This window comes from Streptomyces sp. NPDC031340 (assembly GCF_055569945.1).
The window spans coordinates 1-15,757 of sequence record NZ_JBVIIE010000050.1 but is presented as its reverse complement, the minus strand read 5'-3'; the positions used below and the strand labels follow the sequence as shown (position 1 = coordinate 15,757).

13 protein-coding genes are annotated in these 15,757 nt (G+C 70.1%); all 13 read left to right on the top strand.

Going from position 1 to position 15,757, the window contains the following annotated elements:
• Positions 1–13: 13 nt before the first annotated feature.
• The 13 genes from ACZ5GT_RS30950 to nuoN are packed head-to-tail and all read left to right on the top strand — an operon-like array spanning position 14 to position 15,648.
• Positions 14–568, top strand: coding sequence for a NuoB/complex I 20 kDa subunit family protein (locus ACZ5GT_RS30950; RefSeq protein ID WP_324786313.1), 555 nt, complete (start codon positions 14–16; stop codon positions 566–568).
• Positions 565–1,305, top strand: a complete 741-nt coding sequence (locus ACZ5GT_RS30945; RefSeq protein ID WP_469032768.1) for an NADH-quinone oxidoreductase subunit C — start codon at positions 565–567, stop codon at positions 1,303–1,305. Before ACZ5GT_RS30950 ends, ACZ5GT_RS30945 begins: the two co-directional genes overlap by 4 nt.
• Positions 1,302–2,624 carry an NADH-quinone oxidoreductase subunit D gene (locus ACZ5GT_RS30940; protein WP_469032765.1) on the top strand — a complete coding sequence of 441 codons (1,323 nt, stop codon included), beginning with the start codon at positions 1,302–1,304 and terminating at the stop codon, positions 2,622–2,624. Before ACZ5GT_RS30945 ends, ACZ5GT_RS30940 begins: the two co-directional genes overlap by 4 nt.
• Complete coding sequence (gene nuoE / locus ACZ5GT_RS30935) at positions 2,621–3,481, top strand: NADH-quinone oxidoreductase subunit NuoE (RefSeq protein WP_469032763.1); 861 nt, start codon at positions 2,621–2,623, stop codon at positions 3,479–3,481. Before ACZ5GT_RS30940 ends, nuoE begins: the two co-directional genes overlap by 4 nt.
• The gene (gene nuoF, locus ACZ5GT_RS30930; protein WP_469032761.1) at positions 3,478–4,827 is read left to right on the top strand and encodes an NADH-quinone oxidoreductase subunit NuoF; all 1,350 of its coding nucleotides are present in this window, start codon (positions 3,478–3,480) and stop codon (positions 4,825–4,827) included. The genes nuoE and nuoF overlap by 4 nt, the downstream gene beginning before the upstream one ends.
• Positions 4,824–7,328 (top strand): NADH-quinone oxidoreductase subunit G, encoded by a 2,505-nt coding sequence (locus ACZ5GT_RS30925; protein WP_469032759.1) that lies wholly within the window; start codon positions 4,824–4,826, stop codon positions 7,326–7,328. The genes nuoF and ACZ5GT_RS30925 overlap by 4 nt, the downstream gene beginning before the upstream one ends.
• The gene (nuoH, locus tag ACZ5GT_RS30920; RefSeq protein ID WP_469032758.1) at positions 7,325–8,689 is read left to right on the top strand and encodes an NADH-quinone oxidoreductase subunit NuoH; all 1,365 of its coding nucleotides are present in this window, start codon (positions 7,325–7,327) and stop codon (positions 8,687–8,689) included. The genes ACZ5GT_RS30925 and nuoH overlap by 4 nt, the downstream gene beginning before the upstream one ends.
• Positions 8,682–9,323, top strand: a complete 642-nt coding sequence (gene nuoI, locus ACZ5GT_RS30915; protein ID WP_469032756.1) for an NADH-quinone oxidoreductase subunit NuoI — start codon at positions 8,682–8,684, stop codon at positions 9,321–9,323. The genes nuoH and nuoI overlap by 8 nt, the downstream gene beginning before the upstream one ends.
• The gene (locus tag ACZ5GT_RS30910; RefSeq protein ID WP_469032754.1) at positions 9,320–10,159 is read left to right on the top strand and encodes an NADH-quinone oxidoreductase subunit J; all 840 of its coding nucleotides are present in this window, start codon (positions 9,320–9,322) and stop codon (positions 10,157–10,159) included. The genes nuoI and ACZ5GT_RS30910 overlap by 4 nt, the downstream gene beginning before the upstream one ends.
• Entirely contained in the window at positions 10,156–10,455 is a 300-nt protein-coding gene (nuoK, locus tag ACZ5GT_RS30905) for an NADH-quinone oxidoreductase subunit NuoK (RefSeq protein ID WP_242779136.1), read from the top strand. The genes ACZ5GT_RS30910 and nuoK overlap by 4 nt, the downstream gene beginning before the upstream one ends.
• A gap of 14 nt (positions 10,456–10,469) precedes the next feature.
• The gene (gene nuoL, locus ACZ5GT_RS30900) at positions 10,470–12,416 is read left to right on the top strand and encodes an NADH-quinone oxidoreductase subunit L (protein ID WP_469032751.1); all 1,947 of its coding nucleotides are present in this window, start codon (positions 10,470–10,472) and stop codon (positions 12,414–12,416) included.
• Positions 12,417–12,421: 5 nt separating this feature from the next.
• Positions 12,422–13,993, top strand: a complete 1,572-nt coding sequence (locus tag ACZ5GT_RS30895; protein ID WP_469032749.1) for an NADH-quinone oxidoreductase subunit M — start codon at positions 12,422–12,424, stop codon at positions 13,991–13,993.
• The gene (gene nuoN / locus ACZ5GT_RS30890) at positions 13,990–15,648 is read left to right on the top strand and encodes an NADH-quinone oxidoreductase subunit NuoN (protein WP_469032747.1); all 1,659 of its coding nucleotides are present in this window, start codon (positions 13,990–13,992) and stop codon (positions 15,646–15,648) included. The genes ACZ5GT_RS30895 and nuoN overlap by 4 nt, the downstream gene beginning before the upstream one ends.
• Positions 15,649–15,757: the final 109 nt, after the last annotated feature.

The following is a 15,757-nucleotide window of genomic DNA, read 5'->3' as shown; positions in this document are numbered from 1 at the left end:
GGCCTTTACAGACATGGGACTCGAAGAAAAGCTGCCGAGCGGCTTCCTGCTGACCACCGTCGAACAGGCCGCGGGCTGGGTGCGCAAGGCGTCCGTCTTCCCCGCCACCTTCGGCCTCGCCTGCTGCGCCATCGAGATGATGACGACCGGCGCCGGCCGCTACGACCTGGCCCGCTTCGGCATGGAGGTCTTCCGCGGATCACCGCGCCAGGCCGACCTGATGATCGTCGCCGGCCGGGTCAGCCAGAAGATGGCGCCGGTGCTCAGGCAGGTCTACGACCAGATGCCGAACCCCAAGTGGGTCATCTCCATGGGTGTGTGCGCCTCGTCGGGCGGCATGTTCAACAACTACGCGATCGTCCAGGGCGTCGACCACATCGTCCCCGTCGACATCTACCTGCCCGGCTGCCCGCCGCGGCCGGAGATGCTGGTGGACGCCATCCTCAAGCTCCACCACAAGATCCAGACCTCCAAGCTCGGCGTGAACGCCGAGGAGGCGGCGCGTGAGGCGGAGGAGGCGGCGCTCAAGGCCCTGCCCACGATCGAGATGAAGGGGCTGCTGCGGTGAGCGACGCGAACGGCAACGGGGTCAACCCCGAGAAGGACCTCAGCGCCTCGAACCTCCCCGGCCGGCGCGGCGAGGGCGGCGAGGAGATCCGCGTCCAGCGCGGCATGTTCGGCGCCAACAACGGCGGCGACACCTCCGGCTACGGCGGCCTGGTCCGCTCGGTCCGCCTCCCGGGACCGTCGGCCCGTCCCTACGGAGGCTGGTTCGACGAGGTCGCCGACGAACTCGAGGGCGCGCTGGAGGAGCAGGACCTGCTGCCCGGCAACGCGATCGAGAAGACGGTCGTCGACCGCGGCGAGCTGACCTTCCACATCGAGCGCGAGCACCTGGTCCGCGTCGCCCGCACCCTGCGCGACGACCCGGCGCTGCGCTTCGAGCTGTGCACCGGCGTCAGCGGCGTCCACTACCCGCACGACAAGGGCCGCGAGCTGCACGCCGTGTACCACCTGCGCTCGATCACCCACAACCGGCTGATCCGCCTGGAGGTCAGCGCTCCCGACAGCGACCCGCACATCCCGTCGCTGGTCTCCGTGTACCCGACGAACGACTGGCACGAGCGCGAGACCTACGACTTCTTCGGGATCGTCTTCGACGGTCACCCGGCCCTGACCCGGATCATGATGCCGGACGACTGGCAGGGCCACCCGCAGCGCAAGGACTACCCCCTCGGCGGCATCCCCGTCGAGTACAAGGGCGCCCAGATCCCGGCTCCGGACCAGCGGAGGTCGTACTCGTGAGTACTCAGTCAGCATCCGCACGCGAGACCACCGAGGGCACCGTCTACACGGTCACCGGTGGCGACTGGGACGAGGTCGTCCAGTCCGCGGCCCGCGCCGACGACGAGCGCATCGTCGTCAACATGGGGCCCCAGCACCCGTCCACCCACGGAGTCCTCCGCCTGATCCTGGAGATCGAGGGCGAGACGGTCACCGAGGCCCGCTGCGGCATCGGCTACCTCCACACCGGCATCGAGAAGAACCTCGAGTACCGGACCTGGACGCAGGGCACCACGTTCGTGACGCGCATGGACTACCTGACGTCCTTCTTCAACGAGACCGCCTACTGCCTCGCCGTCGAGAAGCTGCTCGGCATCGAGGACCAGATCAGCGAGCGGGCGAAGATCATCCGGGTGCTCCTGATGGAGCTGAACCGGATGTCCTCCCACCTGGTGTGCATCGCCACCGGCGGCATGGAACTCGGCGCCACCACGATCATGATCTACGGATTCCGTGATCGTGAAATGATTCTCGACCTCTACGAGCTCATCACGGGCCTGAGGATGAACCACGCGTACATCCGGCCCGGCGGACTCGCCCAGGACCTGCCGCCCGGCGCGGTGGACCAGATCCGCGAGTTCGTGAAGAAGATGAAGAAGAACCTCCCGGAGTACGACAAGCTCGCCACCGGGAACCCCATCTTCAAGGCCCGCATGCAGGACATCGGCTACCTCGACCTGGCCGGCTGCATGGCCCTGGGCGTCACGGGCCCGATCCTGCGCTCCACCGGCCTGCCGCACGACCTGCGCAAGTCCCAGCCGTACAGCGGCTACGAGACCTACGACTTCGACGTCCCGACCGCCGACACCTGCGACGCCTACGGCCGCTTCCTCATCCGCCTGGAGGAGATGCGGCAGTCGCTCAGGATCGTCGAGCAGTGTCTGGACCGGCTGCAGCCCGGCCCGGTCATGGTCGCCGACAAGAAGATCGCCTGGCCGGCCCAGCTCGCCCTGGGACCGGACGGACTGGGCAACTCCCTCGACCACATCAAGCAGATCATGGGCACCTCCATGGAGGCCCTGATCCACCACTTCAAGCTGGTCACCGAGGGCTTCCGGGTACCGCCCGGGCAGGCGTACGTGGCGGTCGAGTCGGCCAAGGGCGAACTCGGGGCGCACGTCGTCTCCGACGGCGGCACCCGCCCCTACCGGGTCCACTTCCGCGACCCGTCCTTCACCAACCTGCAGGCCATGGCGGCGATGTGCGAGGGCGGCCAGGTCGCCGATGTCATCGTCGCCGTCGCGTCCATCGACCCCGTGATGGGAGGCGTCGACCGGTGAGCACCAGTTCTTCGGAGCAGGGCGTCAGCCTGGGCATGCCCCAACTGCCCGCGCCCGCCTACCCGGACGACGTACGAGAGCGGCTGGAGCGGGACGCGCGCGCCGTCATCGCCCGCTACCCCGACTCCCGGTCCGCGCTGCTGCCGCTGCTGCACCTGGTGCAGTCGGAGGAGGGCCACGTCACCCGCACCGGGATGCAGTTCTGCGCGGACGTGCTGGGACTGACCACGGCCGAGGTCACCGCGGTCGCCACCTTCTACACCATGTACCGGCGCAAGCCGAGCGGCGACTACCAGGTCGGCGTCTGCACCAACACGCTGTGCGCGGTGATGGGCGGCGACGCGATCTTCGAGGAGCTCCAGGAGCACCTCGGCGTCGGCAACGGCGAGACCACCGGCGACGGCAAGGTCACCCTGGAGCACATCGAGTGCAACGCGGCCTGCGACTTCGCGCCGGTCGTGATGGTCAACTGGGAGTTCTTCGACAACCAGACGGTGGACAGCGCCAAGCGGCTCGTCGACGACCTGCGCGCGGGCAGGCCGGTCGATCCCACCCGCGGGGCGCGCCTGTGCACCTTCAAGGAGACCGCCCGGATCCTGGCCGGCTTCCCCGACGAGCGGCCGGGAGCGGTCGAGGAGAGCGGCGGCGCCGGACCGGCGTCGCTCGCGGGCCTCCGCCTCGCCAAGGGGGAGACGGCGCCCGCCCGCGTGGTCCATCCGCGCGACGGCGGCCCGCACGACACGGCCGTGCACGAGCCGTCCTCGACCGAGCACCTCAGCTCGCACGACGCGCCGCACAACACGTCGGCCTCCGACCCTTCCCATTCGGCAGGGCCAGTCGCCGAGGAGGGGGAGTGATGACCTTGGCAGCCGAACTGACAGACACCAGCCCGGAGAAGCTGCTCGCACCCGTGCTGTCGGCCTTCTGGGACGAGGACAGGTCCTGGACGCTGGACGTCTACCGCAGGCACGAAGGGTACGAGGGGCTGCGCAAGGCGCTGGCCATGTCCCCGGACGACGTGATCGCGTACGTCAAGGAATCCGGGCTGCGCGGCCGCGGCGGCGCCGGCTTCCCCACCGGGATGAAGTGGCAGTTCATCCCCCAGGGGGACGGAAAGCCGCACTATCTCGTTGTCAACGCCGACGAATCGGAGCCCGGGACGTGCAAGGACATCCCGCTCCTGTTCGCGAACCCGCACAGCCTCATCGAGGGCATCGTCATCGCGTGCTACGCCATCAGGTCGTCGCACGCCTTCATCTACCTGCGTGGTGAGGTCGTCCCCGTGCTGCGGCGGCTGCACGAGGCCGTGCGTGAGGCCTACGCGGCGGGCTACCTCGGCGAGAACATCCTCGGCAGCGGCATCGATCTCGACGTCACCGTGCACGCGGGCGCGGGCGCGTACATCTGCGGTGAGGAGACCGCGCTGCTCGACTCGCTCGAAGGCCGCCGGGGTCAACCGCGGCTCCGTCCTCCCTTCCCCGCCGTCGCGGGCCTGTACGCGTGCCCGACTGTGGTGAACAACGTCGAGTCGATCGCCTCGGTTCCCGCCATCATGAACAACGGCAAGGAATGGTTCAGGTCGATGGGCAGCGAGAAGTCCCCGGGCTTCACGCTCTACTCGCTCAGCGGCCACGTGGCCAGCCCCGGCCAGTACGAGGCGCCGCTCGGCATCACGCTCCGCCAGCTGCTCGACCTGAGCGGCGGCATGCGGCCGGGCCACCGCCTGAAGTTCTGGACGCCGGGCGGCTCCTCGACGCCGCTGCTCACCGACGAGCACCTCGACGTCCCCCTCGACTACGAGGGAGTGGGCGCCGCCGGTTCCATGCTCGGCACCAAGGCCCTGCAGTGCTTCGACGAGACGACCTGCGTCGTGCGCGCCGTCACCCGCTGGACCGAGTTCTACGCCCACGAGTCCTGCGGCAAGTGCACGCCCTGCCGCGAAGGCACCTACTGGCTCGTGCAGTTGATGCGCGACATCGAGGCGGGCAAGGGCAAGATGTCCGACCTCGACAAGCTCAACGACATCGCCGACAACATCAACGGCAAGGCCTTCTGCGCCCTCGGCGACGGTGCCGCCTCGCCGATCTTCTCCTCGCTCAAACACTTCCGCGAGGAGTACGAGCAGCACATCACGGGCCGCGGCTGCCCCTTCGACCCGGCCAAGTCGACGGCCTGGGCCGACCGCACGGAGGTGAACGCATGACCGTGACCAGCAGCACTCCCGCGGGCGGGGGAGAAGCGGCGGTCCCGCCGGAGGATCTCATCACGGTGACGATCGACGGCATCGAGATCAGCGTGCCCAAGGGCACCCTGGTCATCCGCGCCGCCGAGCAGCTCGGCATCGAGGTCCCCCGCTTCTGCGACCACCCCCTCCTGGACCCGGTCGGCGCCTGCCGACAGTGCATCGTCGAGGTCGAGGGCCAGCGCAAGCCGATGGCGTCCTGCACCACCACCTGCACCGACGGCATGGTGGTCAAGACCCAGCTCACCTCGCCGGTCGCCGAGAAGTCCCAGCACGGGGTGATGGAGTTCCTCCTCATCAACCACCCGCTGGACTGCCCGGTCTGCGACAAGGGCGGCGAGTGCCCCCTGCAGAACCAGGCCATGTCGCACGGCAACGCCGAATCCCGCTTCGACGGGAAGAAGCGCACCTACGAGAAGCCGGTGCCGATCTCCACGCAGGTGCTGCTCGACCGCGAGCGGTGCGTGCTGTGCGCCCGGTGCACCCGCTTCTCCACCCAGATCGCGGGCGACCCGATGATCGAGCTGCTGGAGCGGGGCGCGCTGCAGCAGGTCGGCACCGGTGAGGGAGACCCCTTCGAGTCGTACTTCTCCGGCAACACCATCCAGATCTGCCCGGTCGGCGCGCTGACCTCGGCGGCGTACCGCTTCCGCGCCCGCCCCTTCGACCTGATCTCCTCGCCGTCGGTGTGCGAGCACTGCTCCGGCGGCTGCGCCACCCGCACCGACCACCGGCGCGGCAAGGTCATGCGGCGGCTCGCCGCCAACGACCCCGAGGTCAACGAGGAGTGGATCTGCGACAAGGGCCGCTTCGCGTTCCGTTACGCGCAGCAGCCGGACCGCCTCAACACCCCCCTGGTGCGCAACGCCGAGGGCGACCTGGAACCGGCCTCCTGGCCGGAGGCGCTGCAGATCGCGGCGCAGGGACTGCTCGCCTCCCGCGGCCGGACCGGCGTCCTCACCGGCGGCCGGCTGACCATCGAGGACGCCTACGCGTACAGCAAGTTCGCGCGCGTGGCGCTCGACACCAACGACATCGACTTCCGCGCGCGCGTGCACAGCGCCGAGGAGGCCGACTTCCTGGCGTCCCGGATCGCCGGGCACGGGCGTGACATCGACGGCACGGGCGTCACGTACACCGCGCTGGAGAAGGCGCCCGCCGTCCTGCTGGTCGGGTTCGAGTCGGAGGAGGAGGCGCCCGGCGTCTTCCTGCGGCTGCGCAAGGCCTGGCGCAAGCACGGGCAGCAGGTGTTCGCGCTGGCCACGCACGCCACCCGCGGCCTGGAGAAGGCCGGCGGCACGCTGCTGCCGGCGGCTCCCGGCACCGAGACCGAGTGGCTGGACGCCCTCGCGAGCGGAATCGGCGTGGAGGGCCCCGGCGCACAGGCGGCCGAGGCGCTGCGCGCCGAGGGCGCGCTGATCGTCGTCGGCGAGCGGCTGGCCGCCGTGGCGGGCGGCCTGACCGCCGCGGTGCGGGCCGCCACGGCGACCGGCGCCCGGCTGGCGTGGATCCCGCGCCGGGCCGGTGAGCGCGGCGCCGTCGAGGCCGGCGCGCTGCCGTCGCTGCTGCCGGGCGGACGCCCGGCCACCGACCCGCGCGCGCGGGAGGAGGTCGCCGCCCTCTGGGGTGTCGCCGCGCTCCCGCACGGCCACGGCCGCGACACCGGCCAGATCGTCGAGGCCGCCGCCGCCGGCGAGCTGCAGGCGCTGCTGGTCGCGGGCGTCGAGGTCGCCGACCTGCCCGACCCGGCACGCGCGCGTGCGGCGCTCGCCGAGGCCGGGTTCGTGGTGTCGCTGGAACTGCGGCCCGGCGAGGTCACCGAGCGCGCGGACGTCGTGCTCCCGGTCGCCGCCGTCGCCGAGAAGGCCGGCACCTTCCTCAACTGGGAAGGCCGGGCGCGCTCCTTCGAGGCCGCGCTCAAGCCCGACCAGATGACCCGCCGCCTCGCGCCCACCGACGCGCGGGTGCTGCAGATGCTCGCCGACGCCATGGACGTGCACCTGGGCCTGCCCGACCTGCGTACCGTGCGCGCCGAGCTGGACCGGCTCGGCGCCTGGGACGGGCCGCGGGCCACCGACCCGCAGCACAGCGCGGCCGTGCTGCCGCGGCCCGCCGCCGGGGAGGCCGTACTCGCCGGCCACCGGCTCCTGCTCGACCGGGGCGTCCTGCAGCAGGGCGACGAGGCGCTCGCCGGGACCCGGCACGCCGCCCACGCGCGCGTGTCGCCCGCCACGGCCGCCGAGGCGGGCGTCAAGGAGGGCGACCTGCTCGCCGTGACCGGCCCCTCCGGAACCGTCGAACTCCCGCTGGAGGTCACCGAGATGCCCGACCGTGTGGTCTGGCTCCCGCTGAACTCCGCGGGCGGGGGCGTCGCCTCCGACACCGGGGCGCTGCCCGGCGCCCTCGTCCGCATCGGCCCGGCGACGCTGACCGCCGAAGCCCCGAAGGAGGTGGAGGCATGAGCCCGTACCTCGCCGCTGAAGACCTCTCGATGTTCGGCCGCGACCCATGGTGGCTGGTCGTCGTCAAGGCGGTGTTCTGCTTCGCCTTCGTCATGCTGACCGTGCTGTTCTCCATCGTCTGGGAACGCAAGGTCGTCGCCTGGATGCAGCTGCGCATCGGCCCCAACCGGCACGGCCCCTGGGGCATGCTCCAGTCGCTCGCCGACGGCGTGAAGCTGATGCTGAAGGAAGACATCATCGTCAAGCGCGCGGACAAGGTGGTCTACCTCCTCGCGCCGATCGTCGCGGCCGTCCCGGCCTTCATGGCGATCGCGGTGATCCCCTTCGGCCCGGCCGACAACGAGATCTCGATCTTCGGCCACCGCACCACCATGCAGCTGACCGATCTGCCGATCGCGATGCTCTACATCCTCGCGGTCGCCTCGGTCGGCATCTACGGCATCGTCCTCGCGGGCTGGAGCTCCGGCTCCACCTACCCGCTGCTGGGCGGCCTGCGCTCGTGCGCGCAGATGATCTCCTACGAGATCGCCATGGGCGCCGCCTTCGCCTCCGTGTTCCTCTACTCCGGCTCGATGTCGACGTCGACGATCGTCGAGCAGCAGCAGGACCGCTGGTACATCGTCCTGCTGCCGGTCTCCTTCATCCTCTACGTCGTCACGATGGTGGGCGAGACCAACCGCGCCCCCTTCGACATGCCGGAGTCCGAGGGCGACCTGGTCGGCGGCTTCAACACCGAGTACTCGTCGATCAAGTTCGCGATGTTCATGCTCGCCGAGTACGTCAACATGGTGACGGTCTCCGCCGTGTCCACCACGCTGTTCCTCGGCGGCTGGCGGGCCCCCTGGCCCATCAGCACCTTCTGGGAGGGCGCGAACCACGGCTGGTGGCCGATGCTGTGGTTCACCATCAAGGTCCAGCTGCTGCTGTTCTTCTTCATCTGGCTGCGCGGCACGCTCCCGCGGGTCCGCTACGACCAGCTGATGAAGCTCGGCTGGAAGGTCCTCATCCCCGTCTCCGTGGTCTGGCTGATGCTGGTCGCCACCGTGCGGGCGCTGCGGAACGAGAACTACGACTTCGCCGACATCGCCCTCTACATCGGCGGCGGCGTCCTCGCCCTGCTCCTGCTGTCCTTCGTCGCCGACATGTTCCGCGAGAAGACGAAGGCGGCCGAGCAGCCCGCCGAGGAACCGGCCGCGTTCGACCCGATGGCCGGCGGGTTCCCGGTACCGCCGCTGCCGGGGCAGGAACTGCCGCCGGTGCCCAGGCGCCGTTCGCAGCGTGAGCGAGAGCTCATTGTCAGTGGCGGAGCGGATACTCCCAGTGACGGATCTTCGGATGGAAAGGAGGCGTCCGATGGCTGAGGAGCCCAAGGAGACCAAGCCCGGTTTCATGAACCCCGTCGCAGGCTTCGGCGTGACCTTCAAGGCCATGTTCAAGAAGCGGCTGACCGAGCAGTACCCGGAGCAGCAGAAGACCACCGCTCCGCGGTTCCACGGACGGCACCAGCTCAACCGCCATCCGGACGGCCTGGAGAAGTGCGTCGGCTGTGAGCTGTGCGCCTGGGCCTGCCCCGCCGACGCCATCTACGTGGAGGGCGCCGACAACACCGACGAGGAGCGCTACTCGCCGGGCGAGCGGTACGGCCGCGTCTACCAGATCAACTACGCCCGCTGCATCCTGTGCGGCCTGTGCATCGAGGCGTGCCCCACCCGCGCGCTGACCATGACCAACCAGTTCGAGCTGGCCGACTCCAGTCGCGCCAACCTCATCTACACCAAGGAACAGCTGCTCGCCGGCCTCGAAGAGGGCATGGTCGACACCCCGCACGCGATCTACCCGGGGATGGACGAGCAGGACTACTACCGCGGCCTGGTGACCGAGGCCGCGCCCGGCACGGAACGCCAGGCCGCCCGCTCCAAGGGCGAGGTCGTGCAGGAGGCCGACTCGACCTTCGGCGAGAGCGAACCGGCGTCGGAGAAGGTGATCGGCCGATGACCGCGCAGCTCGCCGCCTACTCCACCTCCACCGGAGAGGCCTTCCAGTTCTGGGTGCTCGGCGCGGTCGCCGTGCTCGGCGCCCTGGGCACCGTGTTCATGAAGCGGGCCGTGCACAGCGCCCTGTCGCTCGCCGGCACCATGATCGTCCTGGCGGTGTTCTACCTCGCCAACGGCGCCTACTTCCTGGGCATCGTGCAGATCGTCGTCTACACCGGCGCGATCATGATGCTGTTCCTGTTCGTGGTGATGCTCGTCGGCGTCACCGCGGCGGACTCCCTGAAGGAGACCATCAAGGGTCAGCGCTGGCTGGCCCTGCTGTGCGGACTCGGCTTCGGCATCCTGCTGATCGCCGGGATCGGCAACGCCTCCCTGAAGGAGTTCGACGGCCTCGCCCAGGCGAACGGCAACGGCAACGTGGAGGGCCTCGCCGCCCTCATCTTCACCAAGTACGTCTTCGCCTTCGAGATCACCGGCGCCCTGCTGATCACGGCCACCGTCGGCGCCATGGTGCTCACCCACCGGGAGCGCACCGAGCGCGCCAAGACCCAGCGCGAGCTGTCCGAACAGCGCGTCCGGGAAGGCAAGTACATCCCGCCGCTGCCGGCGCCCGGCGTGTACGCCCGGCACAACGCCGTCGACATCGCGGGCCTGCTGCCCGACGGCACCCCGTCCGACCTCACGGTCAGCAAGACGCTGCGCGAGCGCGGCCAGATCCGCGACGTGTCGGCGGACGCGCTCAACGACCTGCGGGCGCTGGAACAGCGCGCCGAGGAGCGGCTGGAGCGGACCGCGATCGAACCGGCCACCTTCAAGCGGGAGGAGGCGTCGAAGTGAACCCGGTCAACTACCTCTACCTTTCCGCCCTGTTGTTCACGATCGGCGCCACCGGCGTGCTGATCAGGCGCAACGCGATCGTCGTGTTCATGTGCATCGAGCTGATGCTGAACGCCTGCAACCTCGCGTTCGTCACCTTCTCCCGGATGCACGGCAATCTCGACGGCCAGATCATCGCCTTCTTCACGATGGTCGTCGCCGCCGCGGAGGTCGTGGTCGGGCTCGCGATCATCGTGTCGCTGTTCCGTTCCCGCCACTCGGCCTCGGTCGACGACGCCAGCCTGATGAAGCTCTGAGGGGTCGCTGAATCGTGGAGAACCTGATTGCGCTGCTGGTGGCGGCGCCTCTGCTCGGAGCGGCCGTACTGCTGTGCGGCGGCCGGCGGCTGGACGCCGTCGGCCACTGGATCGGCACCGCCCTCGCGGCCGGCTCCTTCGTCATCGGTCTCGTCCTCTTCGCCGACCTGCTCGGCAAGGAGGCCGGGAACCGGACCCTGATGCAGCACCTGTTCAGCTGGGTCCCGGTCGCCGGCTTCCAGGCGGACGTCACCTTCCGCCTCGACCAGCTCTCGATGACGTTCGTCCTGCTGATCACGGGCGTCGGCTCGCTGATCCACCTCTACTCGGTCGGGTACATGGAGCACGACGAGCGGCGCCGCCGCTTCTTCGGCTACCTGAACCTGTTCCTCGCGGCGATGCTGCTGCTCGTGCTCGCCGACAACTACCTGCTGCTGTACGCCGGCTGGGAGGGCGTCGGTCTCGCCTCCTACCTGCTGATCGGCTTCTGGCAGCACAAGCCCAGCGCGGCGACCGCGGCGAAGAAGGCCTTCCTGGTCAACCGCGTCGGCGACATGGGCCTGTCGATCGCGATCATGCTGATGTTCACGACGTTCGGCACCTTCGCCTTCCAGCCGGTGTTCAGCCACGTCGGCGACACCTCCGAGGGCAAGCTCACCGCCATCGGCCTGATGCTGCTGCTCGCCGCCTGCGGCAAGTCCGCCCAGGTGCCGCTGCAGTCCTGGCTCGGGGACGCGATGGAGGGCCCGACCCCGGTCTCGGCCCTCATCCACGCCGCGACCATGGTGACCGCGGGCGTCTACCTGATCGTCCGCTCCGGCGCGATCTTCAACGGCGCGCCGGACGCGCAGACGGCGGTCGTCGTCGTCGGCGCGGTCACGCTCCTGTTCGGTGCCATCGTCGGTTGCGCGAAGGACGACATCAAGAAGGCGCTGGCCGGCTCGACCATGTCGCAGATCGGCTACATGGTCCTCGCCGCGGGCCTCGGCCCCATCGGCTACGTCTTCGCGATCATGCACCTGGTGACGCACGGCTTCTTCAAGGCCGGGCTGTTCCTCGGCGCCGGCTCGGTCATGCACGGCATGAACGACGAGGTCGACATGCGCCGCTACGGCGGCCTGCGCAAGTACATGCCGGTCACCTTCGTCACCTTCGGCCTCGGCTACCTGGCGATCATCGGCTTCCCGTTCCTGTCCGGCTTCTACTCCAAGGACGCGATCATCGAGGCCGCCTTCGCCAAGGGCGGCACCGAGGGCTGGATCCTCGGCGGCGTGGCCCTCCTGGGCGCGGCCATCACCGCGTTCTACATGACGCGCGTGATGCTGATGACGTTCTTCGGCGAGGAACGCTGGCGCCACGCCCCGACCCCGTCCCCGGCCGAGCCCAGTGTGGAACCGGCCGCGGAGACCCACGGTGAACACACTGAGCCGCACCCGCACGAGTCGCCCAACGTCATGACGATCCCGATGATCGTGCTGGCCGTCGGGTCGGTCGCGGGCGGCTTCTTCTTCCACCTCGGCGACCGCTTCCTGAACTGGCTGGAGCCGGTCACCGGGCACAGCGAGGGCGACTCCCCGGTCAGCGCCCTGACCGTCACCGGCGCGACCCTGGTCTGCCTGGTCGTCGGCGCGGGCCTCGCGTGGGCCATGTACGGGCGGCGCCCGGTCCCGGCCGTCGCCCCGCGCGGGTCGCTGCTCACCCGGGCCGCCCGGCGCGACCTGCTCCAGGACGACTTCAACCACGTCGTCCTGGTCCGCGGCGGCGAGCACCTCACGCGCTCCCTGGTGTACGTGGACCACACCCTGGTCGACGGCGTCGTCAACGGCACGGCGGCCTCGGTCGGCGGCCTCTCCGGGCGGCTGCGCAGGCTGCAGAACGGCTTCGCGCGCTCCTACGCGGTCTCGATGTTCGGCGGCGCGGCGGTCCTCGTCGCCGCGACCCTGCTGATGAGGGCGGTCTGATACCGATGTCCTTTCCCCTGCTGACAGCGACGGCGGCGCTCCCGGCGATCGGCGCGGTGGCCACGGCCGCCGTACCGGCCGCGCGGCGCACCGCCGCCAAGTGGCTGGCGCTGCTCGTCTCGCTGGCCACGCTCGCCCTCGCCATCACCGTCCTGGTCCGCTTCGATCCCGGCGGCGGGCGCTACCAGCTCACCGAGTCCCACGCGTGGATCGCGGAGTTCGGGGTCCGGTACGAACTGGGCGTCGACGGCATCGCGGTGGCGCTGATCGCGCTGACCGCCCTGCTGATGCCGTTCATCATCCTCGCGGGCTGGCACGACGCCGACCCGCTGGAGACCGGGAGCCGCCGCTGGCGGCCGACGCAGGGCTTCTTCGCCCTGATCCTGGCCGTCGAGGCGATGGTGATCCTCTCCTTCGAGGCCACCGACGTCTTTCTCTTCTACATCTTCTTCGAAGCCATGCTCATCCCGATGTACTTCCTCATCGGCGGCTTCGGGGACCACGCGCACGAGCACGGCGAGAAGGCGGCGTCGACGCAGCGGTCGTACGCGGCCGTGAAGTTCCTCCTCTACAACCTGGTCGGCGGTCTGATCATGCTGGCCGCGGTGATCGGCCTGTACGTGGTCGCCGGGAACTTCAGCCTCCAGGAGATCGCCCAGGCCCGCGCCGACGGCTCGCTGCACATGGCGACGAACACCGAACGCTGGCTGTTCCTCGGCTTCTTCTTCGCCTTCGCGGTGAAGGCGCCGCTGTGGCCGCTGCACACCTGGCTGCCCAACGCCATGCAGGAGTCCACCGCGCCGGTCGCCGTCCTCATCACGGCGGTCGTCGACAAGGTCGGCACCTTCGCGATGCTCCGCTTCTGCCTCCAACTGTTCCCGGAGGCGTCGAAGTGGGCGACGCCGGTCATCCTGGTGCTGGCGCTCGTCAGCATCATCTACGGGGCGCTGCTCGCCGTCGGCCAGCGCGACATCAAGCGCCTGGTGGCGTACGCGTCGATCTCGCACTTCGGCTTCATCATCATGGGCATCTTCGCGATGACCACCCAGGGCCAGTCCGGCGCGACGCTGTACATGGTGAACCACGGCATCTCCACGGCCGCGTGGATGCTGCTCGCCGGGTTCCTCATCTCGCGGCGCGGTTCGCGGCTCATCGCCGACTACGGCGGTGTGCAGAAGGTCGCCCCGGTGCTCGCCGGCACGTTCCTGATCGGCACGCTGGCCACGCTGTCCCTCCCGGGGCTCGCGCCGTTCGTGAGCGAGTTCCTGGTCCTGGTCGGCACGTTCACGCGCTACCCGGCGATCGGCATCATCGGCACCCTCGGCATCGTCCTCGCCGCGCTCTACGCCCTCGTCCTCTACCAGCGGACGATGACGGGCCCGGTGAAGCCGGAGGTCTCCGCGATGCCCGACCTGCGGCTGAGGGAGATCCTGGTGGTCGCCCCGCTGGTGGTGTTGTTGATCTTCCTGGGCGTCTACCCGAAGCCCGTCACGGACATCGTGAACCCGGCGGTCAAGTCGACCTTGTCCGACGTACAGAAGAAGGACCCCCAGCCTGAGGTGGAGGCGGCCAAGTGAGCGCATCAGCCGTCCACAGCCTGTGGACAACCGCGGCCACCGCGGCCGATCCGATCTCCAAGATCGACGCCCCGAAGATCGAGTACGGGCAGCTCTCGCCCACCCTGATCGTCCTGGGCGCGGCGATCGTCGGGGTGCTCGTCGAGGCGTTCGTCCCGCGCAAGTCCCGCTACTACGCCCAGGTGTTCGTCTCCGCCGTCGCCCTGTGCGCGGCCTTCGCCGCGGTCGTCGCGCTCGCGGCGGACGGGTACGGCACGACCAAGGCGCACATCGCGGCGATGGGCGCGATCGCCGTCGACGGACCGTCCCTGTTCCTGCAGGGCACGATCCTGCTGGCCGGCCTGGTCGGCCTGTTCACCTTCGCGGAGCGCCGGCTCGACCCGGCGGCGCACGGCAACCGGGTCGACTCCTTCGCCGCGCAGGCCGCGTCCGTGCCGGGCAGCGACAGCGAGAAGGCGGCGGTGAAGGCCGGGTTCACCACGACCGAGGTCTTCCCGCTGCTGCTGTTCGCGGTCGCCGGCATGCTGGTCTTCCCGTCGGCCAACGACCTGCTGACGCTGTTCGTCGCCCTGGAAGTCCTCTCGCTGCCGCTGTACCTGATGTGCGCGCTGGCCCGCCGCAAGCGGCTCATGTCGCAGGAGGCCGCGGTCAAGTACTTCCTGCTCGGCGCGTTCGCCTCCGCGTTCACCCTGTTCGGGATCGCCCTGCTGTACGGCTACGCCGGCTCGGTCTCGTACGCCAGGATCGCGCAGGTCGTCGACGGTACGGCCACGGGCGTCGACCCGGCGCTCGCCGACACCATGGGCAACGACGCGCTGCTGCTCGTCGGCGCCGCGATGATCGTCATGGGTCTGCTGTTCAAGGTGGGCGCCGTCCCCTTCCACATGTGGACGCCGGACGTCTACCAGGGCGCCCCGACCCCGGTGACCGGCTTCATGGCGGCGGCGACGAAGGTGGCCGCGTTCGGCGCGCTGCTGCGCATCCTGTACGTGGTGCTGCCCGGCATGCGCTGGGACTGGCGTCCGGTCATGTGGGGCGTCGCGATCGTCACCATGCTGGGCGGTGCGATCGTCGCGATCACGCAGACCGACATCAAGCGGCTGCTGGCGTACTCGTCGATCGCGCACGCCGGATTCATCCTCGCGGGTGTCATCGCGACCACGCCGGACGGCGTCTCCTCCGTCCTCTTCTACCTTGCCGCGTACTCCTTCGTGACCATCGGCGCCTTCGCCGTGGTGACGCTGGTGCGTGACGCGGGCGGCGAGGCGACCCACCTGTCGAAGTGGGCGGGCCTCGGCCGTCGCTCGCCGCTGGTGGCGGCGGTGTTCGCGGTGTTCCTGCTGGCCTTCGCGGGCATTCCGCTGACCTCCGGCTTCGCCGGGAAGTTCGCCGTGTTCAAGGCGGCGGCGGACGGCGGGGCGGCCCCGCTGGTCGTGGTCGGTGTGATCTCGTCCGCGGTCGCGGCGTTCTTCTACATCCGGGTGATCGTGCTGATGTTCTTCAGCGACCCGCGGCCCGAGGGCCCGACGGTCGCCGTGCCGTCCCCGCTGACGACGACGGCGATCGGCGTCGGCGTGGCGGTCACGCTGGTGCTGGGCGTCGCGCCGCAGTACTTCCTGGACCTGGCGAGCCAGGCGGGGGTGTTCGTGCGCTGACCCGGCACAAGCTCCCGCGGGGGGGGGGGGGGGGGGGGGGGGGGGGGGGGGGGGGGGGGGGGGGGGGGGGGGGGGGGGGGGGGGGGGGGGGGGGGGGGGGGGGGGGGGG